This window comes from Sphingobacterium sp. DR205 (assembly GCF_011064245.1).
Classification (GTDB): domain Bacteria; phylum Bacteroidota; class Bacteroidia; order Sphingobacteriales; family Sphingobacteriaceae; genus Sphingobacterium; species Sphingobacterium athyrii.
The window spans coordinates 4,055,882-4,080,352 of the sequence record NZ_CP049333.1 but is presented as its reverse complement, the minus strand read 5'-3'; the positions used below and the strand labels follow the sequence as shown (position 1 = coordinate 4,080,352).

Below are 24,471 nucleotides of genomic sequence, written 5' to 3'. Positions count from 1 at the left end.
GACTTGCTGGGGTACAGTGCAATATTTAACCGAAAATATTTATTCTATTATCTCAATGATTATGGACAATGAAAACAAAGATGGTATAGCTCGAAACAATGGGAGATACAGTTTTACGATAAAGAAAAGCATTGTTATTGGTTTGGCTGTTGTAACTATACTAACCTGTGGTTGGCTTATCCTTAGTCTGGTGGATTCCTTGGATATTCCGTCCAATAAGAATGATCAGTTTGCAAGTGAGCAAAAGTGGCAGGTGGATCAACGGAGTGATCTTGATTCCTGCGAAAAACAAATGATCAAAAATCAGATAGATCTGAAACGTGTCAATGAAAGACAAATTTCGGGGAAGGCTTTTCAAACCCAACTATTCGCGTTTTTGATCATTGTATTGCAATTGATATTAATTGTTTTCGTGGTATTGATATACCGAAAGCCCTATTCTTCACGACAGATTTCCTAATATGCGATTATTGAAATTTATATCTGTTGCGGCAATAATAATTGCCTGTATTTTTTGTCTTGTTTCGTTTTTGAAACCGATACGTTATTCTAATAGCTGCGGAGAGGATAATCTCTACAGATACCGTATGGGTATCTATCAGATACAAACAAATACTCTCAAAGAAAAGGAATTACAGAAACTTGGTGGGCTGTTGTCGTTTACAGGAATCCAAAATATTAGATGCCCCAATGAGCTTGAGAGACAGCGGTACAAAATGCTGGCACAAGCAATTGATAGCACAAATAGGAGCTTAAAATGGAGACTTGTGAAAGATGATCTGTGGATTAATAAAAAAGGAGACATCGGATTAAAAGAAGTGATCGCTATTGGAAGTGAGGGTTTTACTTTCGTTGATAGTTATCTTACAAGAATGGGATTTAATACGGAAGAACCATTGAATACAATTATTGATACCAGTACATTTCAAAAGCTAAACAGTGCATTTTATAAAGATAAAAAACATATTTATCGCCATTATGCAATGGCTTACGGGGGAAGCTTTTCTACTTTTGAAGAAGCTGACCATGCGACTTTTGTAGCTCTTAGTGATTGTTATGCGAAGGATAAAAATCATATCTACGAAAACCGTGAGGGGATTTTAAAAAATGTAGACTATAAAACCTTTAAAGTAAAAAGTACGGTGTCCGGTTGTTTTGCTAAAGATAAAAATGGCTATTTGTCTTGGAGTGATAGGATTACAGGGGATGGACTCAATGATGAATATGTAAAAAAGGCGATCAGCGAATTGGATAAATAATAAAAGTACTCCTTTCCTTTGGGTCAGATCTGGTTAAGGAGATTTATCGGCTGTTTTCACCCATTTATAAAATTCACTTGACAGGATCAAACATCCTGGTTTCAAAAAATAAAATATTATTGGTTGGAAGGGCAAATAGGGGGCAAATTGTAACAAAACAAACCAACTATATTAAAATCTCTTACAAAATTGATGTCTATGTAAGTTGTTGATTAGTATATTGTTGGTTTGTTTTTTTTGTATATTTACTTGCCGATACAGAAAATGAACCTACTTGATATCCAGGTGTCTAACAATTACTGGGGACATTTGATCTCCAATCTTAAACAAACTGATAATAATTGAAGCAAAGTTACTCTATTTGAGAGATTTGGCAAATAAATTTAATTTTGAATTTTAAGTATTTTCAAACTTCTATTATTTGGCTTTTTATTATTCAAAAGATTGGGATGAAAATTCTTACTGCAGGTAACGTCCAACAAATAAATACGATCTAGGGTGGAATTACTAAATTTTATATTAATCCTGTCAGGCGAACTTGGAAGGATTATCATCGAACCGGCTGTTAGTTGATTTAAGCTGGATTTTGCGTATATGTGTCTAAAAATAGTGTTTTATGAAATTTGAAAAAAGGTTCGAATCCTTTTAAGATAAGGTGAAAGGCGTTTGTTTTCGAACCCTTTCATTTTAATATTATTTTTATTAGATGTTATCTGTTTGATAATTAGTTGTTTACGTGATGTTTAATGCGGTTCGAATCCTGTGATCATATGTATTAGCTCTCATATAACTTTATAAAAACTTGAATACAATAGAGTTGGCAATTAACCAGCTCTATTGTATTACATCATGGTATACTATTGTTGAGCCCAATAAGGTGCGTAAAATTTAGAAATTCAACCGTACTTTTGTATGCGGGATTATAGGAGGGAGTATATTTTATATATCCAAAAATTTGAAGTTGTTTGAAGTATTTATGATAGGTGGGCATGGTTAAAATATGAGAGTGATACATTAGTTTACTTCTACTTACATTTATAGAATCAGTTTCATTTTGGTCTTGTATGTATGCTAGCTTGAAAATAGCTAATAACAAAGTAAGATGATAGACATTAAGACGTTGATCCTGACTAAGTACAGTCAAATAGTCCAACATGATATCTCTTCTATGCTTTTCCATTTTCAAATAAGTTTTTTAAATCAGGGAAGTTATAATAGTATGATCCCAAAACTTTTTTAAACTGAATTTTTCCGGTTATCCGGAGATTCTGTAAAGTTCCAGCAGATATGTTCATAAACTGACGAGCCACTTTACTGCGTATCCATTCAACATCTGAATTATTCGTGTTTGGAATAACCGTCATTTTTTCGTCCAGCAGTTTTTCAATTTCTTTAAGTAACTGTATTTTAAACTGCGCAAGGTCTGCTTTAGTTAGTAATTCTAATGTTTGCATATTTCCATCTGTATATTGAATTTTCAATAAGTAAAATATAAGTTGCTTCCGATTTGGTAATTCAATTATTTCCTTACTACTTCTTGATTGTTTTTTATACAGCAATAATCAACATAAGTATTGACTATTTTTTATTGTACCAATATTCGTGAATGTTTGCTTTATATTTGTTGTAGTTTAGGAAATTCATTGTATAAATTGTTGGTGAATTTAACATTCTGAATATTTCAACAGTTTTTTATATCATTACGATATTTAAAAATCCGTAAGGCTCAAAATTCTAAATAAATTATGGCAGAGTAGGCAAACGTTCTTTTGGTTTCCTATATTTTCTTTCAATGGCCCTCTAGCGCATGTGTTGGTTGGAACATTTTTCCACTTTGTTGTTATAAGTATCCAATAAAATTTTTAAAATTTAGATGTAATATTGACTATATTTATGTAACCATTAAAACTAGTAATTTATGAAAACCAATTTTAAAACCAATGTGTTTCTTGATAGCTTCAAAGGGACTCAAGTAGGTGATAATGAAAGGAAATTTGCAGATAAGGCTGTATTATTGTTGACTGAAATTGTTAATAATAAAGAATTTGTAAAGAGTATCGAAGAAGCTAAATTCTCCTATAGTACGTTGTATGATGATAATGGCAAATACATTAAAGTCAGTAATGAACAAATTCTTGAGATAATCAGATCCGGAAAAGAAAGAAAAACTTTACCAGATTCTATTATAAATCTATTAATCATCTTGGATGACTCCCTCGGGGGAAGCACTGTGGGTAAAGTTATTCCTGGGGATCCAACAATCAGGACAAATGTGTTATTTTTCAATTATTGGATTAAGAAAAATGATTATTTATCACTTGCAGCACATTGGGTTCATGAATGGCTCATGTTGCAGGTATTTATCATAAGGGGCGTCGTGTAGATGCTAATGATGTAAATTATACAGTAGGAAAAATAGCCGTTGAGATTGGTAAATCAATTATAATAAAAACAAAAAGAAGTAGGAAGAAAAATATAGAAGTACTTGGACAAGGCTATATAGAAGCAATGGAGAATTTCTACAAAAGCCATAAACAATCAACAGATAAAAGTGAAATTGCCATTGCTCCGCCCCAGAATTCTCTTCGCCTGGGATTTGTTGATTTAGGTACGGATTCCAGACCTGTAGTAGGTAAAGCATATGATATAATCTCAGCGGGAGATCAGAAATTGGAAGGTTTACAATTTCCTTCCACGACCTTAAAAGCCCTGAAACTTGATGTAAATGCATTTTATAATGATCGTTTACCAGATTTTTGGGGAGGAACAAAAGAGGGCCTTTTTAAAATCTCTATCAATACGAGAAATCCGACAGCTCCAGCTTCTGCTGAAACTAAGCCTCCATGGAAATACAATAGTAATTTAGACTTGTTATTGTCGTAAATATGTTTAATAATGTCGTCAATTTCTTCTGGAGTTGAATTGTAAAGCGGATTATCGTCAGGAAAAAATGTACCCTTTTTTCCGACATGCACACGGTGGTGCTTATCTAGGTCAATTTGTTGTAATGGCATTAGTTCTATGGTTTTATAAAACAATATAGTGATTTTTTTTACTACCAAGCCTTTTTCACATTTACTTTTTTGGTCTGGTAATTTTTATGATTTTCAGCATGGAGTATACAAATAATGATTTGCTTGGTGCAATTACTCGAAGGGAGTTATAACATAATTTGGAAATAAAATATATAAGGGGTGCAAGGTATAGACAATCGACAGTGCTTTTATACATTATATTATAGTGTCGATCTGTAGAAGACTATGTCTGTTTTTATAATACCGAAAGAAGATACAAGCCGGCAGAATAACGCAGATGCTAATTATCTTACAAGAAATTTTCGCTTTAATTTCTTGTGGATTAGACGTAGTTAAGAAAATTTATTTTTTAGTAGATTTGAAAAATAATCATATTATTTTGAAAAGAATACAAATTTTAAAAGCAGGGCTCAAACTATTTGTTCTTCATGGTGTACATGCCGTAACTATTGCTCAGATTGCTGCAGAGGCCAAAGTGGGAATAGGTACCGTATATCGATATTTTACCAGTAAGGAAAATATTGTACAACAGATATGGATCCAGCAAAAATCAGAAGAATCTGCTTATATTTTCAAGAATTATACCCCGCAAGGGAGTATCCGAGAACAGTTTGATTATCTCTGGAAGAGGGTGATTTATTATTTCTTGGAGCATCCATTGGAGTTTCAATTTTCCTATCAGTTTGCAGCATCGCCTATTTTGACCAAAGAAATTCATGAAATAGCAATGAAAGATTTTCTTGCATTTGATGCATTATATGCAATTGGTTTGAAAGAACACATGTTCAAACCTTTATCGGCCCGGCGCCTACGTCTTTTTACTTTTAGCACTATTAACGGATGGATTTTGTGGGCCCTTGACGAAAAAATGGACATCAATGAAGATATTGTCAATATGTTCATCCAGATGTGTTGGGACGCCATCAGTATTTAATATTTTTTTAATAGAAAAACTGACGGAATATTCCGTCAGTTTTTCTAGATTTGTCTTAATAAAATATATTTTTATGGAACACAATGATTTAAAGGGCAAAGTTGTCCTGATAGCCGGAGGAGGGAAAAACCTCGGCGGTTTATTGAGCAGAGATTTTGCTGCAAAGGGCGCAAAATTAGCTATCCACTATAATAGTGAAAGTTCTAAAGCTGAAAGTGAAAAGACTTTAGCAGAAGTGCAGGCTTTAGGAAGTGATGCATTTTTATTTCAGGGTGATTTAACCAAAGTGGAAAATGTTACCCGCTTTTTTGATGAGGCTATTGCTAAATTCGGAGGTATTGATATTGCCATCAATACCGTAGGAATGGTACTTAAAAAACCATTTGTCGAGACTACTGAAGAGGAGTATGATGCTATGTTTGGGATCAATTCCAAATCTGCCTACTTCTTTCTACAGGAGGCGGGGAAAAAAGTAAATGATCACGGCAAGATATGTACCATCGTTACATCGCTGTTAGCAGCGTATACTGGACTGTATTCAACTTACGCAGGAGCAAAGGCTCCTGTAGAGCATTTTACAAGAGCTGCGTCTAAAGAATTTGGAGCAAGGGGCATTTCAGTAACAGCCGTTGCTCCGGGCCCAATGGACACGCCTTTCTTTTATGGGCAGGAAACCGAAGATGCCGTAGCGTATCATAAGTCAGCTTCCGCATTGGGAGGATTGACCGATATCAAAGATATCGCTCCGTTGGTGGAGTTTTTAGTTACAGACGGATGGTGGATCACAGGTCAGACCATTTTTGCAAATGGTGGGTATACTACGCGATAATTCAATGATTTTAAACAAATGGGTGCGTTGATGCATCCATTTGTGTCTATAAAAAATATTATAAATGAATAATGTAATCAGAAAACGCGGGCAGCATAGCTATCCGAAGAAAAAAATATTATGCCTTGTTTCCAATACGGCAAGTCTTCATGGCATGGAGGTAGGCTTTTTCGCTGAAGAAATGACAAGACCTTTTTATGATTTTATCATTGCAGGTTATGATGTGGATGTTGCCTCACCCAATGGAGGGGCCGTTAAATTTGATGGGCACAGTAATCCCGAAAACCCGGCGGGAGCCTATCCTAACGATCTGATAAGTATTGGTTTTGTGCACCACAAAGAATTTGGAAAGTGGATGCAAAACACCAAACCAATCTCCGAAATTAATGTAAATGACTATGATGCTGTTTGTGTAGCAGGAGGTGGTGCTCCTTTGATAACCTTCAAATATGATGCAAAATTGCATAAGCTTATTGCAGATTTTTATGAGGCTGGTAAAATTACCTGTCTGATCTGTCATGGAACATCATTGCTGTTGTGGACGCGTTTAAGTGATGGCGCTCTTCTGGCTGATGGAAAAACCTGGACGGGCTTCGCTGACAGCGAAGAAGCAATGATCAACCAGATGTTCGGGATGACAGTGAATGAGTACACTATTGAAACTGAGGCCCGCAAAAACCCAAATACTACCTTTGAAGTAGCGGGAGCATTGGAACCTTTTGCTGTACGGGATGGCAGACTAATCACCGCCCAGCAACAGCATAGTAGCTACCTGGCATCGCAACTGGTCATCGAAGCCTTGTCAGAATAATTTAGCTCATTCTAGTTGTTGATGAGTAATACTTTAAGAATCTGGATGATTAACAACCTTAATTATAGTTGTCCAGATTTTACTTCTAATCATCATATAGATCAAAAATGGAAAGTATTCGCGGAAAAGTTATCATGGTTACAGGGGCATCCAAGGGTATCGGTGCTGATATTGCAAGAGCACTTGCCTTAGCAGGTGGCATATTAGTTATAAATTATGCACATTCGGAAGCTGCTGCCGAAGATCTGGTCTCCGATATCAGGAATAACGGGGGAAATGCCATTGCCGTAAAGGCAGATGTGAGCAAGTCTACAGAGGTTCGACTTCTTTTTGATACGGTAATCCAGCATTTTGGAAAAGTGGATATACTGATCAATAATGCCGGTATTTCAATTTATAAATTGATAAAAGATACGACCGACGATGATTTTGAACATATTTTCAACATCAACGTGAAAGGTACATTCAATACCATGAGGGAAGCCGCAAGTCGGCTTTCTGACAGCGGAAGAATTATTAATATTTCCAGCTCGGTTACCCGGCTGATGCTGCCTACCTATGGTACATATTCTGCTACAAAAGCAGCAGTCGAACAGATGACCAAGGTTTTTGCAAAAGAGATGGGGCATAGAAAGATAACCGTTAATTCCATATCACCGGGACCCGTAAATACAGAACTTTTCACCCAGGGTAAAACCGAAGAAACCATTGCAAGGCTGGCTTCGATGTCAGCCTTTAACCGTATCGGTGAAACTGCGGATATCGCCAATGTTATCTCTTTCCTGGTATCCGATGCAGCACAGTGGGTAACGGCCCAGAACATCGGAGTTAATGGTGGCTTTGCATAAAAAGAGCTGGATTGTTTGCACAAGGGACAGTATCAATCGAAAGATTAATAAAACACAAATTATGATACTAAAAATTATAAACTCAGTACTGATCCTTATAGCCGTATTTATGGGAATTAAACGGGGATATGCCATGCTTTCCGGAAAACCTGAAATGATGGAAATGTTTGGTAAATGGGGATTTAACAAGACTAAGCTGGCGATTAACGGGGCTATTACTATGATAGCAGCTCTACTGATCTTATTTCCCAAAACCTTTGTGGGGAAACTTTTTAATGGCCGCAGGAATTCTGCTCATCATCTGTCTGCATCTTCTGGATAAAGACCTGAAAGGAGTTCTTATTGAGCTTCCGTTTTCGCTACTGAACCTGCTCATTATTTACCTGCAATACCCTTTAAAAAGCACATAATGAAAAGCATAATAATTACCGCTGCAATATGTCTGCTCGGCTTTGCAGGCTGCGGACAGCAGAACTCCCCTAAAAATAAAAAGATAAATAAAACACAACCAAAAAATTATAAAATGGATATCAGCAAATTAACAAACAATACCGTAAAAGAAGCCTTTGAGGCATGGCAGAAAGGTGACAGCCAGAGCTTCTTATCTTACTTCACAACAGACGCAAAACTATTTGATGACGGAAGTCCGAGAGATTTTCAAAAATTTGTAAAAGATGCATGTGGTCATGAGCGATTTACAAGTATAGATACGGTAGAAAATGAGGGAAAGGATATTTATGGGAATTTTCATACAGAAAGCTGGGGGGATTTTAAAACCTATTTTAAATTTCATTTCGATGCAGATGAAAAAATTTCTCGTCTTGATATAGGTCAGGCCAATTAAAAACCAAAACTTAAAATGATGAACAAATATCAGTCAATTTTTGATGTACAGAAAGAATTTTTCTATACAGATGCCACCAAAACCTATGAGTGGCGGATAGACCAGCTCAACAGACTGGAAAGAATGCTAACCGAAAATCAGGAAGTATTTTGCCAAGCATTAAAAACAGATTTCAACAAACCGCCATTCGAGCAATTGTTTGAAATTACGGTTCCCCTGGGCAATATCAAATATTATAAAGAGAATATAAAACAACTGATGGCTCCCGAGCAGGTTGCCATACCTGAAGGACTTGAAAAAACAGGGAATAAAGGAATCGTTTACAAAGAACCCTTTGGAGTTACATTGGTCATAGGACCTTTTAACGCTCCAATCTTATTGCTTTTAGACCCTGCAATCGCAGCACTAGCCGCCGGAAATCCGATTATTCTTAAACCTGCCAATACAACGCCTGCCGTGGCCAAGCTCTTTGCAGAACTTATTCCCAAGTACTTCGAACCGGAAGCCGTTAATATAGTCACCGGGGGAAGGGAAGAAATCACCGAACTGTTAAAACTTCCTTTTGATTTCATCTTTTTCACAGGAAGTTCGGCTGTAGGAAAGGTAATCATGAGGGCCGCTGCCGAAAATCTTACCCCTGTTATTCTGGAATTGGGAGGTCAGAATCCTACTGTTGTAGATGAAACGGCTAATCTTGACATTGCAGTAGACAGAATTGCATGGGGACACAATGCTATTTCTGGACAATGGTGTATTGCGCCGGGGTATGTATATGTGCATGAAAGTATTGCAGATGTTTTCATAGATAAACTAAAAAAATCAACCATAAAAATGTATGGTGAAGATCCGCAACTAAGCCCTGATTTTGCAAGGATGATCAGCGAGCACGACGCAGAAAGGGTAGCTTCCTATATTATCCCTGAAAAAGTGGTTTTAGGTGGAAGGTATGATATTAAGGACAGATACGTGGAACCAACGATCCTGTATCCAAGCACATGGGAAGATCCTGCTTTGCAACAGGAGATTTTTGGTCCGGTTCTGCCTGTAATGGTGTACTCCGATTTTAAGGAAATAGTAGATATTATTAAAAGAAAACCTAAATCGCTTTCCGCTTACATCTTTAGTAAAAATCAGGAAAATATAGATTATTTCCTGAACTCTGTTTCATTTGGGGGAGGATGCATCAATCAGACCAATCTGCATTGCTGGATAGACAGTCTTCCTTTTGGAGGAGTAGGTTATTCCGGGATGGGAAAATATTATGGAAAAGCGGGGTTTGATGCATTAAGTAATACCAAAGCCATGCTGATCGGGAATCCGGACCTTGAATTAGATGTTTTTCCACCGTATGATGGTAAAGATATTGCTAAAAACCTGAGTGTTTTTGGATAATTAAGGCAGTATTTCTATTCTTGATAAAGACGATACAGTAAATGATCATTCGCAAGTTACAGGAAAGGAAATATGAGATCCTTTTATTGGCCCTGATGCAACATTTGTTTGTAGGAATATTTCTTACAGATATGGATTTTTATACCCATGTTATATGGCCGGTCAACATGCTGGTACTAGGTCTGGGCTCTATCTTCCTGTTTACAGGAAAACACAGCTGGAGGCATTGGTTCAGAAACCTGCACTTTATTCTTATTTTGCTGCTACCTGTTGGTATTCCGTTTTTTAAGGACGTTTCCTGGTATTTTACAATATTGAATATCAATTATGTCATATTTTTCTGCTTTCTTTTAGTGGAAGTGCTCAGATTTCTGATAAAACCGGGATATATCAATACAGATATTATTACTGCTTCCATAAGCGGATATATGCTGCTGATAGAAATTTCGGTTTTTTCACTGCAGTTTTTCCAGTACCGTGACGCGGCATCTTTTAAAGGAATTGATATATCATCACCTGCACTAACCTTTATGGATCTGGTCTACTTCTGTTCCATTACTTTTACAAGTATTGGCTTTGGAGATATCACTCCCAATACCCATGTTACTAAACTGATTACTGCTTTCGTGGGGATTGCCGGCCAGTTTTATACAGTGGTCTTGGTCGGTATCCTGATCAGTAAATTTTCATCAAAAAATTAAAATTATTCATGAATATAGGCTCACATTATAAACTTTACCATTTCATTCCTTGGACCAGGACGAAAATTTATAAAATGCTTATTTTAAGTATCGTTCCAACACTGTTGTTTTATTTTCTGGGCTGGAAGTGGCTGGCCATTCCCTGGGTCCCGGTAGCACTGCTTGGGACAGCAGCGGCATTTATTTCTGGATTCAAAAATACCCAGACCTATAACCGAAGCTGGGAAGCACGCCAGATCTATGGGGCCATCATCAATAACAGCCGCAGCTTTGGCATTCTGGTAAAGGATTTTATAAGGATGGATGATAAAGCAGAGGAAGCAGCTTTACATCGACAGATCATCTACCGTCATTTTGCATGGCTTACGGCATTGAGGTTTCAGCTCAGGGAAACAAAGAGCTGGGAACATGTAAAAACAAAAAGCTATAACAAAGAATACCTGCAATACTACAAGGTTCCTGAATGGGAAAATAAGGTTGAAGATGAACTCAAAGCATTCTTGAGCAGTACTGAGCTTCAGTATGTACTTTCTACCAAGAATAGGGCGACACAGATTATTGCCTTGCAGTCTGCCTAGTTGAGAAAATTAAATGAAGAAGGTAAAATTTCAGATTATAATTACACTGCCCTTGAAAACCAGTTCAAAGAATTATACGATCAGCAGGGAAAATGTGAAAGGATCAAGAATTTCCCTTATCCAAGACAGTTTTCAAGTATCAATCTCTATTTCACGAATGCTTTATGTTTTTTGCTTCCGTTAGGTTTCCTAGGAGAATTTTCAAAAATGACTGAGAAATTTGGCGACAATATCGTGTGGCTTACCATTCCGTTCAGTGTACTGTTAGGCTGGGTATTTCTGGTTTTGGAGCAAATAGGGGAAAGCACGGAAAATCCGTTTGAAGGAAATGCCAATGATATTCCTATCACTCAGATCAGCCGGAATATAGAAATTGATCTACATGAAATGCTGGGTGAAAAGGAACTTCCTCCTGCTATACAGGCTGTGAATAATATTGTCATGTAAAACACAAAAATAAAATTATGAGTTTAGAATCTGTAAGAAAATGGTATCCAAAGGCTTTAACGTCCATTGATACGGTTAATCGGTTATTAGATACGATTGAAAATCACCTGGGTTTAAAGCCCAATCAGTTAATGCATGCAGATAGTATGTGTTGCGATGATGTTAATGCCATACAATATCCGCCAAGAGCCTATGAAATGCTTGGTCCGTTTCATTTGGGAGGGCTTGACGGTTTCCCTTTTGCAGGACTTACGGGAATGGGAGCTTTTGCCCATCATGTTCCGGAAGATGGGGCGGTGATCATCTTTTATGCTCCGCACATTGGAATCACTAAAGAAGGGCAAATAGGAGAAATCAGCAGGATAGGACAGAGTAGTAATTCAGCCTGTTGCGGTGCTGCAAAAGGAGCACTTGGAAAGCTTGCAGCAGGGAAGATCATAGAAGGAAATGTTACCTCGCTGGATTTTCAGATGAATACCATCGAGCAAATTTTTCTCCACCATAAAGAAAGAATCCTGAATGCGGAAAATCAAATTTTTGAAGCGACAGAGATCATGTATGAAGCCATAGATGAACGGATCGAGGTACTGACCAAAGAAACCAGCTATCCATGTAAATATGTAATTCTAGTAGGCGGTATTTTTATTAACGGAGATAAAGATATGGGATCTTTCTGCCAATATAAAAAGTTTGAATATATCAACCTTGAAACTCACGAGCGAAAAAGCCTGATGAAAGAGTACTTTGATGGTTTGTAAAATCGAAGTATATCGTAGAATATTGGATAAAGAAATAAGAGGTTCTGTATCACTATTAATTTAACTGCAGAAAATTGTTTATCAGCTGGTTTTCTCATTGGAATCCATTATGGCAGCAGCAAAGACATTATCGTATTGAATTGTCTGTCCAAAGAATGTCAAACAGAAATATAACAAATTTAATAATAGTTGATTAGCTAAGTATTTCATTGATAAAGACCAAAATAAGTTTCTTTTCTTTTTCAATAATGGAAATATTAAATACCCTAACATAACTAATATTGTCTGTGCATTGAATAATGGTTTTGCACAATGGTATCTACTTTGTTTCAAGCATTATACAATAACAATCTAGAAAGAGTTGACAACGGTCAACTCTTTCTTGTTTTATTAAAAGATTCCCGGGGATTTTTCTAGTTTGGATCTGCATTAATCATTTTTCACTCTTGAACGAAAAAAATGATGCTATAGCTCCTACTGCTGCGCATAGGCCATAAATTTGGAAACTTTCGTTGATACCCAGATTTATGATCAGACTAAATATCAGGCTCCCTAGGCCATATCCCATAAACATGACGAACGCAAATAGACCGATAGCAACTCCCTTGTGCTCAGAAAGCGTAGTGATAATTGCTGCAAACAGGGGATGTGTCATATCAAATGCTAACGAGAGCGTAGCGATCAAAAGACAGGAGACCAACAAGGAGTAATGCATTGAAAGCAGGAGAACAGATATTGCTCCGATTGTGATTCCTATTGGAATAATTTTATTGCGACCATAGCGATCAGCCATCTTCCCTAAGAATGGTCCTAAAATAAGTCCTGGTATACCGTATCCCAATAGTGCTAATCCTACGCCTTTTTCGTTAAGATGGTAATTACTAAAAAAGTAATATCCTGTCCAGGCAAATATTCCACTATGAAACATGGAGTTCAGCAGCACAAAGATATAGGTTCGACGGCCCCTTTGTGTTTTGAGTATGCAATAATACTCAAAAAAAATACTTTTGAGTATTATTGCATTGTTATTTTGTTTCTGTATGAAATTTTGTCTGGTATAAAGAAAGATAACCAAGATGAAAAGTCCCATTCCAGCAACTATCCAAAATAACATTCTCCACCCAACGAAAGCGGTCAACAATGCACCAGCACTTGAGCCAAATGCTGTGCCCGCAGCCATAAAGCCAAAAAAAATGCCTAGTGCGTGCCCTCTTTTTTCGTACGGAAACCGATCGCCGATCCAGCCGATAGTTGTTGGTGCTACTCCTCCAGCAACTAGTCCAGTCAATAACCGTAGAAATATGAGATTGCCGATAGTGTCAGTACAAGCGGTGAGGGCTGTAACTATTATAAATCCGGAGATCGAAAAAATAATCACGGGTAAACGCCCATATTTGTCTGACAATGGCGCATAGATTAACGTCGAAAGACCATAGCTTAAGAGATATGCTGGTTCGATGAAACTGACATGCTGGATTGAGACATTAAAAATAGCTGAAAGTTGTGGGAGTATGGGAGCAACCATGAATCCCTGAAAAAAGACAATGAAGGTACCTAGAGAAAGAATAGCGACCAAAATAAAGGGGGGCATTTGTGCATTTGAAGACCTGTCGTTTTTACTGATTTTATGATTTGTATTCATTTTTATTATTCAATAGTAAGGCTCAAAATTAAAAATATTACATTTGCAATACAGGTACAGTATTAATAAAAATAAGCAATACAGATGGCGGGATATAAGTTCGAGATATTCACTAGTGAGATTGAAAAAAATATTAAGGAAGGCATCTTCAAGCCCGGATATAAGCTTCCATCCGTTAGAGCAATCAAAGAGAAATATCAGATCAGTATAAGTACAGTTCAGGTTGGATATGAGCACCTAATCCTTCGTGGGTTGGTAGAAAGTATACCAAAATCAGGTTATTATGTTTGTAACAATATTCAGATTATGGTGGAACCTTTAGCAATTAAGCACAAGCTAGTTGTAAGGGATCCTATTTTTAGTAATCATCTGGCGCTTACAACCTCGCTGAAAAAGAGCAGGAAAATATCGGAATTCAATGTGGCTGCTCCTGGTAACCTGGTTATTCCCCAAAAATTGTTATTACGGACAATGCAGCAAGTAATCAGGGAGAAAGGGGCACGATTACTCCAATATTACCCCGCGGACGGTCTATCGGCATTAAAGGAAAATATCGCAAAACGTTCTGTTTCTTATAAAACTAGGATCAATACGCACGAGTTATTAATAACTGATGGAGCTTTACAGGCTTTATTTATTGCATTAAGCGCAGTATGTAGTGCAGGGGACGTGATTGCATTGGAAAGTCCATCTGTATTTTCCGTATTAGAGGTTATAAGAATTCTTCGTTTGAAAGTTATTGAGATTCCTGTGGATTACAAGATTGGGTTTGATGTTGATTTCTTTAGAAAGGCATGTGAGCAAGGTTCGATAAAAGCGCTTGTCATAACTCCTAATTTTCATAATCCAACAGGAATTATGTTGAGCGATGAACAAAAAATGATGTTGTTAAACATTGCTCAGAAACACAATATTGCTGTTGTGGAAAATGATATATATGGGGATTTATATTTCCATGGACAGAGGCCCTCCACGATAAAGAGTTTTGATGAGAGTGGGCTGGTACTAACTTATTCGTCCTATGCCAAAACTTTAGCCCCAGGAATAAGATTGGGCTGGTTGAGCTCTGGTCAATTTATGGCACGTACTGAACAGGTGAAATTTGCTCTAGGTAGTACGGTTTCTCCTTTATATCAAGAAGTTGTCAGCCGTTTGTTAGAAGGCAGCAGTTACGACCGACATGTAAGGGCTTTTAGAATTCACTTGGCTAAGAATGCGCAGCTTGCGATTAATTTACTGTCTACTTATTTTGGAGAAAATGCTTTCGTGATAACGCCGGCTGGCGGATATAATCTCTGGGTTAAAATGGCGGAAAAAACCGATATGAACTATTTCTATGGGCAGTGTGAGAAGATAGGTATAAGATTTACACCGGGCTATACCTTTTCATTTTCTTCCGCGTATGATAAATATTTCAGACTTGTTTTTGTTGACACTTTTGATCCAAAAAGTATTGAGGCGATCAAGCTGCTCGGTCAGCGGTTGGCCTGATTCAATAATGGTTGGACCTCAGAAGAGTCTGCTCGAACCCCCCAGACCCTGGTGTTAAAGTTCAAATTTATATGTCAAGAACTGCAATCGAGCCACATATTTATACAAAATATTGCAGCCTATTTTCTTTCCTTCCTATCTAGAAAAATTGTAAGAATATGCCGCTCTTGGTGGATAGTAGCTGCCATTTGGAATTTAATTTTACGGAACCGCTTAAATCAAAATATGGTATATTTTTCTGATGCTGACCCGTAAATTAAGGATATTAATCTATCTATCTTAAATAACCAGCTAGTTCAGCTGGAGTATTAAAAACAGAATCTGTAAATTGGATTGAGCTACTTATCTGTACCGGTCATAAAAAAATAAGCTGTACTATCGCTGTTTGCGTTATAGGCTATATCTTTGTTTTAAGTTATATCACATGACATGAATATTGTTACAAAATTTGCAATAGCTACAGACGAATCCACAGATATTCTATTGCATTTGACAAAAGAACTGGCGACAGAAAAGTTTACCACTATTCTTGATACTTCTAAATTGATGAAGTATACTGATGAGCAATTTAACAGAAAATATCTCGTCAGTGAAATGAATAATATTTCCAATCAGTGGCTTGTAACGTACGTTGATAGTATAGCTGTCGGATATGCTAAGATTACGTCCAGAGGAAAAGTTCCTCCATTACTTGATGGGAAAAGAGCGGTTAGGATAGCTGATTTTTCAATTCTTCAACAATATCCAGCATTAGAAATTCGGGAATCACTATTTGCAAAATGTCTTTCTCTATGCAGGAATACTCAGGCTATTTGGGTAAATGAATATATTGGTAATCCAATTATTGATTTTTTCGAAACAAAAGGATTTGTTCGACAACGCAATAGCTTTGAATTTGATGAAATAAAATTGGAATCTATCTGTTTAATTTATCAAAATGAAGGCAAATAATAATAAGTGGTCAATGATCGAAGCTGTAATCTTCGATATGGATGGTTTACTAATAGATTCAGAGCCGTTCTGGAGAATAGCAGAAAAAGAAGTCTTTGGATCTGTGGGCATTCAGGTGACCGCGAGTCAAGCATCTTTAACGAGTCGCATGACAACAAAAGAAGTTACCGAGTATTGGTTCAACTTTAAACCATGGAAAGATAAACGTTTGGCACATATTGAGCAGCAAGTCATAAAAAGAGTAGGTGAGCTCATTGATTGTGACGGACAAACCCTTCCGGGAGTCATAGAAACGCTGGAACGTTTTAAACGTGCAGGGTGTAAAATTGGACTCGCCACAAATTCACCTGCTGTACTTATGTCACAGGTACTTTCTAAATTAGAGATTGGACATTATTTTGATATTACACTTTCTGCAGATCATGTGCGCAAAGGTAAACCAAGCCCAGACATCTATCTAAAAATGGCTTCAAGCCTCTCAGTTGATCCTTCTAGGTGTATCGTTCTGGAAGATTCAACATCAGGTATTGCGGCTGCCCGCGCGGCAGGCATGGCTGTCATTGCAGTTGTGGGACAATACTTTTATGACAATATTGAATTTGATATTGCTGATGTTAGAATAGGCAGCCTTCTTGATTTTTATGATGATCAAATAAACATTCTAAATAAAATGTTGAAATATCGAGCATGCAAATAAACTTAATCGATGATGCCAACTCATTTTTTGTTACAGTAGGGTAAGTTATCTATTTACTTTTTTTGCTGAGAGCGTCTACAGGCTACAGCTGAACACGAACCTTTACTCGCGAATGTTAATACTATTAGAAGAACCCCCAAAACCACTATATAAGTTTCTCTATCCATAAGTCCGGTGGTAATTATTAATAGCGCAAAAGTCAATTTTAACAGACCTGCGACTGTGAAATTTTTTAAAAAATTTAACATATTTCGTTGATACTTGTATTATATTATACCGAGGAATAAAATCTTCTAACAAGACTATAGAAATTGAGAAAGGCACCATGTATAATAATCCCCTTTACTTTTAAGTTCTTGCTTACAGTGTTCGTAGCTGTCCAAACTGTAAAAATTCGTAGCTGGTTTTTAAGATTTTGACAAACTGGAAAGGTAATCAGCGATTCTTGCCATCGCTACCAATAATGCTCCATCATCAAAGCAGGTATAGACAATTCTAAACATACCTTTTTTTGTATGACCGAATCCAATTCCTGGCGTTAATAAGACACCCGTATTTTTGTAAAGGTTTTCCCAAAATTCCATTTCACCTGTCAATGTTTCTGTTTTTAAAAATTTCGAAAAATCTGCCCATACAAATAAACTTCCGTAGGAAGGAACGAATGGAATGTTTAGTTTTTTTAACATCTCAACTACTACAATATATCCTTTGGTCAGGGCTTGCTGCTGTGCATCCAGGAAATTGCGCATAAACTTTTGATCTCCCAATACATTCTCCAATAACCATTGTGTATGATTTGAAACCATGTGTGGAAGGCTTAAATTATTAAAAGCGCTTAAGAAAGGTTGGTTAAGTGAGTATACCGTACCGACTCTCATTCCTGAAATGCCAATATCTTTAGAAAGGGCATACCATTGATGTAAATATGGGCTGTTCTTTTGATGAATTATAGATAAGAATGACGTAAATTGATGTTGGTGTGCATAATCAGTAACGATTGATGGGTGTTTTGTGTTAATGGTTACGAGTCCATAAATTTCATTGACGATAAAGTGAATTTTTCTTTCGATACACCAGTCGGCGATAGTTTCCAATTGTTCTGCGGTATATAATCCTCCGGTCGGATTATCCGGATTGGTAACTACCAGAAGTTTAAAATTTGAACCTTGGTACTCAATATCCTGTTTGGCTTTTTCCAGATGTTCAATCGACAGAATTGGTCCATGATGGATAGCATCACTATCATGATGCGTAATTAAATCATATCTTTCTACGCCTGCTTTATTCATGATGTCGCGGCTGTATACCGGATATGCAGGGGCTGGAAACACGGCAACATCCCCTTTATCAGCAAGAATGATAGCGGATAGTTCGATCACGGCGGTAGCTCCAGCAGCGACTCCTATATTTTCAGGATCTAAAGGGCGATTTGCTAAAAAATTACCCACAAACTCTGCTAATGCTGCTCGGAACGTTTCATGACCCCGTCCAGAAGTATAGCCTGAAACCCAGTGAGGAATTTTTTGTGTAGCGGATATATGCTGAAGTTTTTTACTTAGTATTGACCAATTGAGATTGTTATCCGCTACATTTAAAGGGAAAGTGCCATGTGGATTATCTACCGGATGATAGATGTTTTTAGATGCTTCAAAGTACAATTCAAAATCTGGTCTAACAACAGTGTTGTAAGCTCGATTGCCTCTTAAAGATATATAGGATAAATCTGACATGGGATGTTGTTGATATAAATTAAATATCCCAAAGTTAGGCTGTGGGTATCTTCGAAAGTATGGACAAAACTGAAAAAAAATGGTACTTATAGACAGCATTCGGGTTTGTTCCTGATCATTTACGGAAGTAAAGATTTAAAATTCTGTATACCTGATTTTTTGGAAATGAATTAAGTCATGCAGGGAGCTGCTTTTTGTATGATCTACAGGTCTGATTTGTCTGCGCTTTTATCTCACTAATTTTGGTGAAATATATAGTGTTCAATACATCTTCTGTATGAGTGCATAATTGCATATCATCATTTTGGACTTTAATTATTGTTATCTCATCTGCAACATGCTTTTTTGAGCTTCGGGAATGTGAGTGAATCTGAAATTACTTCTATATTTGCATAAATATTACGCTAATCATAATTTAAGAAATCATATGAAAAAGCAGAAAGAGGAAGCTATCTATGAGTATCATTTAAAGGCTGATGCTCCAAACAAAATGCAGTTTGAGGTCCAGTCTTTACAAGATGTGATCAAAGAGCATCAGGAAGATATGGCCAAACCTCATATCCACAGTTTTTATCAGGTTATCTGGTTCAAGTCAGGTAATGGAAAACATTTTGTTGATTTCAACGAATATGATGTATCGGAAAATACGATCTTCTTTATTGCTAAAAACCAGGTTCATGCTTTTGATCATAATCCAGATTACCAAGGATTTGTCATCCATTTCTCTGAGGATTTTTTGGTTCAAAAGGAAAACGATGTTGATTTTTTCCTCAAGTGCAGCATGTTCAATAATCCCTATCAGATTCCTTCATGCTGTGTAGGAAGTGGAAATGAGTACAAATTGGATGAGTATATTTCCCAGATGCAGACTGAGCTTAAAGAGCATGATAAATATGGTCAGGAAGAATTGCTCAGGCTTTATCTGAAAGCTTTTCTGATTCAGGTTCAGCGCCGTAAATATGAACTTGAACAACTTAATAAGGGACTTGCGCCTTTTATTGTGGATGAGAAACGTACCCAGTTGATCCATTTTGTCAATCTGATTGAAGAAAACTATACCAAAGGACTTCCTGCATCTCAATATGCCGAAATGCTTTTTGTTTCCCTAAGAACTTTATCAAATCTTACGCTGCAACTGCTCAATAAAAAACCATCAGAAATGATCCATGAAAGGATCGTATTGGAAGCAAAAAGACTATTGCTTCATTCAGAGCTCAATGTCAATCAGATTGCTGATAAAATAGGTTTTGAAGATCCATCTTATTTTATCAGATACTTTAAAAAATATACCGGTCAATCACCAACATCTTTCCGAAAATCCTTTCAATAGTTGTCCGGGCGGGAGATTCTATTACGATATGGATATTGTAAAACACATCAGCCAGCATACCCGGAACTTGATTGACGGACTGATGCATTCTTCCTTGGAGCAAAGAAAAAGTTTAGCCATAGCCCTATTAGGATTTTATAGTCAATTGCCCAACTTTAAGGAGACTCTGCATCAATACCTCCATATCAACATAAAAAAACGGCAGTTAATCTCCGATATCCGTAGTGGGCATCTTCAGAATTACGTAGATGCTATTGAAAAAAGTAATGCTGAGGCAGACGTGTATGCGGACAACTATGAAGAGCCGGAGCCAATCGAACTCTTGATCTTAGATGCATTTGCTGGTATCACTTCTGACTTGAAATTCTCAGCATCTTTAGTTCCACTTTTAGTTGGAATAATTGACACCTTGGACTATTATGAAAATTTTTCTGATCGTCCAGAGTTTTGGCACCAGCTATTAGAGAAAGAACTACAGTTTCAAAATGAAATCTTGATTCAGCTCCGCTCAGAGCAAAATTTTCACGCTTCGATCTATGAAAAAAGATATGAACATGTAGAGTTTACTCAACTATGATTTGAGTTCTGAATAGCTGGTACCTGGGGAATTTCAATTAAGTCCTCAAGTAATTTGATTTACCCCTGTTTCTGATCTACCTAACCCTAAATCTTTGATTATTTATTTCTGGACAATAATCTGTTAGGGGAGAAGAACGATCATCATCAGGAATCCTTCAATAGTCAAAATTCATCTATTATTAAGTCTTAGGTATTCGTTTTAAAAAAAGCAGTATTCCATATGCAACAAAAATTCGGCCACTCAGCTTGATTTTGTCCTCTTATTATCAGTTTATTACAAAGTTATCGCATGGGAATTTGAAAGTGTAATCCGATCAATAAGTACCACTTGTTTTCAGTTTTGTCCATTTTCTTGATGCTTTCCAGCCATTACCTTTGTAGTAGGAAATTTAAAAACAGATGGTACTGATCTTTGGGACTATATATGTTCTTCCTTACTTGTAGATTGATTGTCGATAAAAAACTAAAATTTAATCCCAGCAATTTCTAAAGCAAAGAAGTATTCAGTAGCTGTCATTCATATTTAAAAAAAGGGAATTATGATACCTATTTCATTATTAGAATTAGCGTTCATTTCTGAAGATAGCAATGCTCGTTCTACATTCGAAAAAACTAAAGAATTGGCCCAATTGGTCGATAATTTAGGATACAAACGTCTCTGGTTGGCTGAACACCATAATATGGTTCATGTCGCCAGTACTGCAACTTCAGTTTTGATTGGACATCTTGCTGGCCACACTCAAAATATACGAGTAGGCTCAGGAGGTATTATGTTACCTAACCATTCGCCTCTGATTGTTGCTGAACAATTTGGAACCTTAGCTCAGCTTTATCCAGATCGGATTGATCTGGGTTTGGGAAGGGCACCTGGAAGCGACATCCAAACAGCTTTAGCTATTCAAAAAGATTTTTATGAGCAATCTCAACGGTTTCCTCAAAATGTGGAAGCATTAGAAATGTATTTTTCTCATAAGAATCCCTATGCCAAGGTGCGTGCTTTTATAGCCGAAGATACACATGTTCCGATCTGGATCTTAGGATCTAGTACAGAGAGTGCAGCTTTAGCAGCATCCAAGGGATTACCATATGCTTTTGCGGGTCATTTTGCTCCAAGACAAATGTTGGAGGCCTTTGCACTGTACCGTCAGAATTTTAAAGCTTCTGATGTTTTGAAACAGCCTTACACGATAGCAGCTGTGAATGCTACAGCTGCAGAAACGGATCAGCAAGCAGAAAAGTTATCGACCAGTCTGTATCAGATGTTTCAAAGTTTAGCACAAAATTCAGCGAAATTTTTACAACCTCCAGTGGACTCGTTAGCAGGGCTCCTGGACGGCATGTCTGAGCAGGTACGTTTACAAGTGGAGCAAATGACGGCCTGTTCTTTTGTTGGAAGTAAGGAGAAAATCCGTCATGACTTAAAGGCCTTTTTAGGGCAGACAGGTGTGGACGAATTGATGATTCATTCGCCTGTCTATGATCATAAGGAAAAATTGAAAAGTATGATGATCATGAAAGAGGTGATGGATGATTTAAATCGTTAAGATTCCCTTTTTCCGTAATCAGATAATGCCTGTTTAAGATCATATTTAATGACTCACATGATCATTATAATCAGAAAATATCCTGCATTTCCTTAATACAATACATTACAATACAATACAACTGTTAATAATTTAAAAATATAAAACAATGGATTTAGCAAATAAAATAGAATCAGAACAATTGACCATGGTTAATTTTCATGCGACTTGGTGTCCTCCATGTGTGGCCATGAAGCCAAATTTAGATGAAGTGGTTGCGGAATTTGGTGATCTTATTCATTATGAACGTGTGGATATCGATAAATATCCAGATTTAGCAACCCTATTTGAAATCAGAAGTGTACCGACTACGATGCTTTTCAAAAAAGGAGAAATGAAATGGAGACACTCCGGTGTTGTGCCCTCTCATGAGCTTGGTCAGTTGGTAAAGGAGAACCTTTAATTCTATAAACTTGAACTTAACATGAAAAGATTACTGCACATTATCAGTTCGCCGAGAAAGGAAAAATCTAAATCAGGAGCCATTGCTCAGGAATTTATGGAACACTATAAACTGTTGAATCCGGATGCTGTTATAGATGAACTGAATCTTTGGGACTTAAGTATTCCTACCTTTGACGGGGACAAAGCTGCGGCCAAGATGACTTTCTTCGGTGAAGGTACGTTAAATGAGGAATTAAAAAGTTCATGGGATAAAGTTGTGGAAGTAACGGAACGTTTTTCCTCAGCAGATGAATACCTGATCACGGTTCCGATGTGGAATGGCGGTATTCCATGGGTATTGAAGCACTATATCGATACCATCTCACAGCCGGGCCTGACTTTTGGCTTTGGAGCAGAAGGGTACTTTCCATTATTAAAAGATAAGAAGGCATGTATTATTTATACCTCAGGCGTATATGGTGCAGGTGTACCGATTGAACTGGGATTAGATTTCCAGTCTACCTATTTAAACTGGTGGTTGGGGCTTGTTGGTATTACTGAAGTTCATTCGGTTAAATTTTTAGGAAATCTAGTGAATCCAGATGCTGATAAAGAGTTTTTAAATGCGCTTAAATCAGCTCACGGTATTGCAAAAGATTTTTTTTCAGAGTAGTTCATTGATGCTAACTTGAAGAGTTTAGCTCTTATAAAAGATTTTGTGAAGAAGTCAAGTGAGCTATTTATCCTTTTCTTATCTGAAACTAAATTACTCATTCAAAACAGCAAAAGGCCTCATGATAAAAAGGAAGTTTCCCAATTACGGGTAACTTCCTTTTTTTTGTAAGTGTAAGGTATCTAGGTGCTTGCTTTTTTTTATTCAAGTATATTCGACTGGTTTCATCTGTCTTTTTACCGACACATTTTAGTAAGGAAGTTTTACGCTCTAAAACCGGGGAATCGAATCAATAAGTGCTATTTGTTTTCAGTTTTGTCCATTTCCTCACAGCTCTCAACCCAGTACCTTTGTAGTACAAAATTTAAAACAATTGGTTATGTTAAACAATGTAAATTTAGAAGCATTAGGGAATTATGTAGAAGTAATTACTAACAAACCTACTGAAGCAATTGCGGCATTAGGTGTAACCGCAACCTGGAAAGGTGGTGTGAATACTGAAGTTACTACTCACAGTAAAAAGATAGGAAGCGTTTCGGTTGAAAAACAATTCAAATATCAGATCGGGGAGCCCGCAGAATTGTTGGGAGACAATCTGAATCCGAATCCTCAGGATTATATTTTAGGCGGTTTAGCCGGATGTATGATGGTGGGTTTTGTGGTAGGGGCTACCAGTAAAGGAATCAAGCTTGACAGTGTTAACTTAACGATTGTAGGTAATCTTGATCTGCGTGGCTTTTTAGAAGTTGATCCGAATGTTTCGGTTGGATTTGAAGAACTTCAATTCAATTTTGAAGTTAGCGGTAGCGGAACCGAAGAAGACTACGCAGCTATTGCGGAACATGTTCGCAAAGTATCTCCGGGATACCGGACCATTGCAGAACCCGTAAAAATTAGTATCAATAAGAGCTTAAAGGCTGTGATCTAATTTCGTGTATGACAATAGCGATGTTTTGAAACGGAATATTGCTGTTG

The 24,471-nt window shown here is 37.0% G+C and carries 27 protein-coding genes; 24 read left to right on the top strand and 3 right to left on the bottom strand.

The genetic code is table 11. The features are described from left to right. The first annotated feature begins 61 nt into the window (after positions 1-61). Together G6053_RS17710 and G6053_RS17705 are read left to right on the top strand one after the other, a co-directional pair. Entirely contained in the window at positions 62-460 is a 399-nt protein-coding gene (locus G6053_RS17710) for a hypothetical protein (protein ID WP_165307557.1), read from the top strand. Between the two features lie 127 nt (positions 461-587). Next, positions 588-1,259 carry a DKNYY domain-containing protein gene (locus G6053_RS17705; protein ID WP_206531762.1) on the top strand — a complete coding sequence of 224 codons (672 nt, stop codon included), beginning with the start codon at positions 588-590 and terminating at the stop codon, positions 1,257-1,259. A 1,166-nt stretch (positions 1,260-2,425) separates the two neighbouring features. On the opposite strand, the gene G6053_RS17700 is transcribed toward G6053_RS17705, so the two are convergent. Continuing rightward, positions 2,426-2,713, bottom strand: coding sequence for a DNA-binding protein (locus G6053_RS17700; protein WP_165307554.1), 288 nt, complete (start codon positions 2,711-2,713; stop codon positions 2,426-2,428). A gap of 464 nt (positions 2,714-3,177) precedes the next feature. Between G6053_RS17700 and G6053_RS17695 the strand changes: the two genes are divergently transcribed. The 13 genes from G6053_RS17695 (at position 3,178) to G6053_RS17640 (ending at position 12,436) form a co-directional block, all read left to right on the top strand. After that, the gene (locus G6053_RS17695) at positions 3,178-3,642 is read left to right on the top strand and encodes a hypothetical protein (RefSeq protein ID WP_165307552.1); all 465 of its coding nucleotides are present in this window, start codon (positions 3,178-3,180) and stop codon (positions 3,640-3,642) included. Further along, the gene (locus tag G6053_RS17690; RefSeq protein ID WP_165307551.1) at positions 3,600-4,142 is read left to right on the top strand and encodes a hypothetical protein; all 543 of its coding nucleotides are present in this window, start codon (positions 3,600-3,602) and stop codon (positions 4,140-4,142) included. Before G6053_RS17695 ends, G6053_RS17690 begins: the two co-directional genes overlap by 43 nt. A 531-nt stretch (positions 4,143-4,673) precedes the next feature. After that, on the top strand, positions 4,674-5,228 hold the full coding sequence (locus G6053_RS17685) for a TetR/AcrR family transcriptional regulator (protein ID WP_165307549.1): 555 nt from the start codon (positions 4,674-4,676) through the stop codon (positions 5,226-5,228). Positions 5,229-5,301: 73 nt separating this feature from the next. Continuing rightward, positions 5,302-6,057: an SDR family oxidoreductase gene (locus tag G6053_RS17680; protein ID WP_165307547.1), complete on the top strand. Its 756-nt coding sequence runs from the start codon at positions 5,302-5,304 to the stop codon at positions 6,055-6,057. Positions 6,058-6,121: 64 nt separating this feature from the next. After that, on the top strand, positions 6,122-6,868 hold the full coding sequence (locus G6053_RS17675) for a type 1 glutamine amidotransferase domain-containing protein (RefSeq protein ID WP_165307546.1): 747 nt from the start codon (positions 6,122-6,124) through the stop codon (positions 6,866-6,868). Between the two features lie 107 nt (positions 6,869-6,975). Then, positions 6,976-7,716: an SDR family oxidoreductase gene (locus tag G6053_RS17670; RefSeq protein WP_165307544.1), complete on the top strand. Its 741-nt coding sequence runs from the start codon at positions 6,976-6,978 to the stop codon at positions 7,714-7,716. A 61-nt stretch (positions 7,717-7,777) separates the two neighbouring features. Further along, positions 7,778-8,038 (top strand): hypothetical protein, encoded by a 261-nt coding sequence (locus G6053_RS17665; RefSeq protein WP_206531761.1) that lies wholly within the window; start codon positions 7,778-7,780, stop codon positions 8,036-8,038. Between the two features lie 87 nt (positions 8,039-8,125). Continuing rightward, positions 8,126-8,560 (top strand): hypothetical protein, encoded by a 435-nt coding sequence (locus G6053_RS17660; protein ID WP_241254758.1) that lies wholly within the window; start codon positions 8,126-8,128, stop codon positions 8,558-8,560. A 15-nt stretch (positions 8,561-8,575) separates the two neighbouring features. After that, positions 8,576-9,952, top strand: coding sequence for an aldehyde dehydrogenase family protein (locus G6053_RS17655; RefSeq protein WP_206531760.1), 1,377 nt, complete (start codon positions 8,576-8,578; stop codon positions 9,950-9,952). A 41-nt stretch (positions 9,953-9,993) separates the two neighbouring features. Continuing rightward, entirely contained in the window at positions 9,994-10,653 is a 660-nt protein-coding gene (locus tag G6053_RS17650; RefSeq protein ID WP_165307543.1) for a potassium channel family protein, read from the top strand. A 74-nt stretch (positions 10,654-10,727) separates the two neighbouring features. Continuing rightward, complete coding sequence (locus G6053_RS31030; RefSeq protein ID WP_206531759.1) at positions 10,728-11,231, top strand: bestrophin family ion channel; 504 nt, start codon at positions 10,728-10,730, stop codon at positions 11,229-11,231. Then, positions 11,232-11,678: a bestrophin family ion channel gene (locus G6053_RS31025; RefSeq protein ID WP_206531758.1), complete on the top strand. Its 447-nt coding sequence runs from the start codon at positions 11,232-11,234 to the stop codon at positions 11,676-11,678. A 17-nt stretch (positions 11,679-11,695) separates the two neighbouring features. Beyond that, on the top strand, positions 11,696-12,436 hold the full coding sequence (locus tag G6053_RS17640) for a hypothetical protein (protein ID WP_165307541.1): 741 nt from the start codon (positions 11,696-11,698) through the stop codon (positions 12,434-12,436). A gap of 433 nt (positions 12,437-12,869) precedes the next feature. Here the strand turns inward: G6053_RS17640 and G6053_RS17635 are convergent, their stop codons facing one another. Beyond that, the gene (locus tag G6053_RS17635) at positions 12,870-14,078 is read right to left on the bottom strand and encodes an MFS transporter (protein WP_241254757.1); all 1,209 of its coding nucleotides are present in this window, start codon (positions 14,076-14,078) and stop codon (positions 12,870-12,872) included. Between the two features lie 84 nt (positions 14,079-14,162). Between G6053_RS17635 and G6053_RS17630 the strand changes: the two genes are divergently transcribed. The 3 genes from G6053_RS17630 to hxpB all read left to right on the top strand — a co-directional run bounded on the left by G6053_RS17630 (position 14,163) and on the right by hxpB (position 17,217). After that, a complete protein-coding gene (locus G6053_RS17630; protein ID WP_165307540.1) occupies positions 14,163-15,569 on the top strand; it encodes a PLP-dependent aminotransferase family protein in 1,407 nt (468 codons plus the stop codon). A gap of 429 nt (positions 15,570-15,998) precedes the next feature. Next, complete coding sequence (locus G6053_RS17625; RefSeq protein ID WP_165307538.1) at positions 15,999-16,520, top strand: N-acetyltransferase; 522 nt, start codon at positions 15,999-16,001, stop codon at positions 16,518-16,520. Further along, complete coding sequence (gene hxpB, locus G6053_RS17620) at positions 16,507-17,217, top strand: hexitol phosphatase HxpB (protein WP_206531757.1); 711 nt, start codon at positions 16,507-16,509, stop codon at positions 17,215-17,217. Before G6053_RS17625 ends, hxpB begins: the two co-directional genes overlap by 14 nt. A gap of 407 nt (positions 17,218-17,624) precedes the next feature. Here the strand turns inward: hxpB and G6053_RS17615 are convergent, their stop codons facing one another. Next, positions 17,625-18,947: an aminotransferase class I/II-fold pyridoxal phosphate-dependent enzyme gene (locus G6053_RS17615; RefSeq protein ID WP_165307537.1), complete on the bottom strand. Its 1,323-nt coding sequence runs from the start codon at positions 18,945-18,947 to the stop codon at positions 17,625-17,627. A 427-nt stretch (positions 18,948-19,374) separates the two neighbouring features. On the opposite strand from G6053_RS17615, the gene G6053_RS17610 reads away from it, so the two are divergent. The 6 genes from G6053_RS17610 (at position 19,375) to G6053_RS17585 (ending at position 24,424) form a co-directional block, all read left to right on the top strand. After that, positions 19,375-20,277: a helix-turn-helix domain-containing protein gene (locus G6053_RS17610; RefSeq protein ID WP_165307535.1), complete on the top strand. Its 903-nt coding sequence runs from the start codon at positions 19,375-19,377 to the stop codon at positions 20,275-20,277. Positions 20,278-20,305: 28 nt separating this feature from the next. Beyond that, positions 20,306-20,854 carry a hypothetical protein gene (locus tag G6053_RS17605; RefSeq protein WP_165307533.1) on the top strand — a complete coding sequence of 183 codons (549 nt, stop codon included), beginning with the start codon at positions 20,306-20,308 and terminating at the stop codon, positions 20,852-20,854. A 541-nt stretch (positions 20,855-21,395) separates the two neighbouring features. Continuing rightward, a complete protein-coding gene (locus tag G6053_RS17600; protein ID WP_108633610.1) occupies positions 21,396-22,400 on the top strand; it encodes an LLM class flavin-dependent oxidoreductase in 1,005 nt (334 codons plus the stop codon). Between the two features lie 148 nt (positions 22,401-22,548). Then, positions 22,549-22,842 (top strand): thioredoxin family protein, encoded by a 294-nt coding sequence (locus G6053_RS17595; protein WP_165307531.1) that lies wholly within the window; start codon positions 22,549-22,551, stop codon positions 22,840-22,842. Positions 22,843-22,863: 21 nt separating this feature from the next. Then, positions 22,864-23,496: an NAD(P)H-dependent oxidoreductase gene (locus tag G6053_RS17590; protein WP_165307529.1), complete on the top strand. Its 633-nt coding sequence runs from the start codon at positions 22,864-22,866 to the stop codon at positions 23,494-23,496. A gap of 379 nt (positions 23,497-23,875) precedes the next feature. After that, positions 23,876-24,424 carry an OsmC family protein gene (locus G6053_RS17585; RefSeq protein ID WP_165307527.1) on the top strand — a complete coding sequence of 183 codons (549 nt, stop codon included), beginning with the start codon at positions 23,876-23,878 and terminating at the stop codon, positions 24,422-24,424. Positions 24,425-24,471: the final 47 nt, after the last annotated feature.

What these genes read in the sequence shown, in the direction of transcription:
- G6053_RS17710 (WP_165307557.1), top strand. Translation starts at nt 62, where the DNA reads ATGGACAATGAAAACAAAGATGGTATAGCTCGAAACAATGGGAGATAC.
- G6053_RS17705 (WP_206531762.1), top strand. Translation starts at nt 588, where the DNA reads ATGGGTATCTATCAGATACAAACAAATACTCTCAAAGAAAAGGAATTA.
- G6053_RS17700 (WP_165307554.1), bottom strand. Translation starts at nt 2,713, where the DNA reads ATGCAAACATTAGAATTACTAACTAAAGCAGACCTTGCGCAGTTTAAA.
- G6053_RS17695 (WP_165307552.1), top strand. Translation starts at nt 3,178, where the DNA reads ATGAAAACCAATTTTAAAACCAATGTGTTTCTTGATAGCTTCAAAGGG.
- G6053_RS17690 (WP_165307551.1), top strand. Translation starts at nt 3,600, where the DNA reads ATGGCTCATGTTGCAGGTATTTATCATAAGGGGCGTCGTGTAGATGCT.
- G6053_RS17680 (WP_165307547.1), top strand. Translation starts at nt 5,302, where the DNA reads ATGGAACACAATGATTTAAAGGGCAAAGTTGTCCTGATAGCCGGAGGA.
- G6053_RS17675 (WP_165307546.1), top strand. Translation starts at nt 6,122, where the DNA reads ATGAATAATGTAATCAGAAAACGCGGGCAGCATAGCTATCCGAAGAAA.
- G6053_RS17670 (WP_165307544.1), top strand. Translation starts at nt 6,976, where the DNA reads ATGGAAAGTATTCGCGGAAAAGTTATCATGGTTACAGGGGCATCCAAG.
- G6053_RS17665 (WP_206531761.1), top strand. Translation starts at nt 7,778, where the DNA reads ATGATACTAAAAATTATAAACTCAGTACTGATCCTTATAGCCGTATTT.
- G6053_RS17660 (WP_241254758.1), top strand. Translation starts at nt 8,126, where the DNA reads ATGAAAAGCATAATAATTACCGCTGCAATATGTCTGCTCGGCTTTGCA.
- G6053_RS17655 (WP_206531760.1), top strand. Translation starts at nt 8,576, where the DNA reads ATGATGAACAAATATCAGTCAATTTTTGATGTACAGAAAGAATTTTTC.
- G6053_RS17650 (WP_165307543.1), top strand. Translation starts at nt 9,994, where the DNA reads ATGATCATTCGCAAGTTACAGGAAAGGAAATATGAGATCCTTTTATTG.
- G6053_RS31030 (WP_206531759.1), top strand. Translation starts at nt 10,728, where the DNA reads ATGCTTATTTTAAGTATCGTTCCAACACTGTTGTTTTATTTTCTGGGC.
- G6053_RS17640 (WP_165307541.1), top strand. Translation starts at nt 11,696, where the DNA reads ATGAGTTTAGAATCTGTAAGAAAATGGTATCCAAAGGCTTTAACGTCC.
- G6053_RS17635 (WP_241254757.1), bottom strand. Translation starts at nt 14,078, where the DNA reads ATGAATACAAATCATAAAATCAGTAAAAACGACAGGTCTTCAAATGCA.
- G6053_RS17630 (WP_165307540.1), top strand. Translation starts at nt 14,163, where the DNA reads ATGGCGGGATATAAGTTCGAGATATTCACTAGTGAGATTGAAAAAAAT.
- G6053_RS17625 (WP_165307538.1), top strand. Translation starts at nt 15,999, where the DNA reads ATGAATATTGTTACAAAATTTGCAATAGCTACAGACGAATCCACAGAT.
- hxpB (WP_206531757.1), top strand. Translation starts at nt 16,507, where the DNA reads ATGAAGGCAAATAATAATAAGTGGTCAATGATCGAAGCTGTAATCTTC.
- G6053_RS17615 (WP_165307537.1), bottom strand. Translation starts at nt 18,947, where the DNA reads ATGTCAGATTTATCCTATATATCTTTAAGAGGCAATCGAGCTTACAAC.
- G6053_RS17610 (WP_165307535.1), top strand. Translation starts at nt 19,375, where the DNA reads ATGAAAAAGCAGAAAGAGGAAGCTATCTATGAGTATCATTTAAAGGCT.
- G6053_RS17605 (WP_165307533.1), top strand. Translation starts at nt 20,306, where the DNA reads ATGGATATTGTAAAACACATCAGCCAGCATACCCGGAACTTGATTGAC.
- G6053_RS17600 (WP_108633610.1), top strand. Translation starts at nt 21,396, where the DNA reads ATGATACCTATTTCATTATTAGAATTAGCGTTCATTTCTGAAGATAGC.
- G6053_RS17595 (WP_165307531.1), top strand. Translation starts at nt 22,549, where the DNA reads ATGGATTTAGCAAATAAAATAGAATCAGAACAATTGACCATGGTTAAT.
- G6053_RS17590 (WP_165307529.1), top strand. Translation starts at nt 22,864, where the DNA reads ATGAAAAGATTACTGCACATTATCAGTTCGCCGAGAAAGGAAAAATCT.
- G6053_RS17585 (WP_165307527.1), top strand. Translation starts at nt 23,876, where the DNA reads ATGTTAAACAATGTAAATTTAGAAGCATTAGGGAATTATGTAGAAGTA.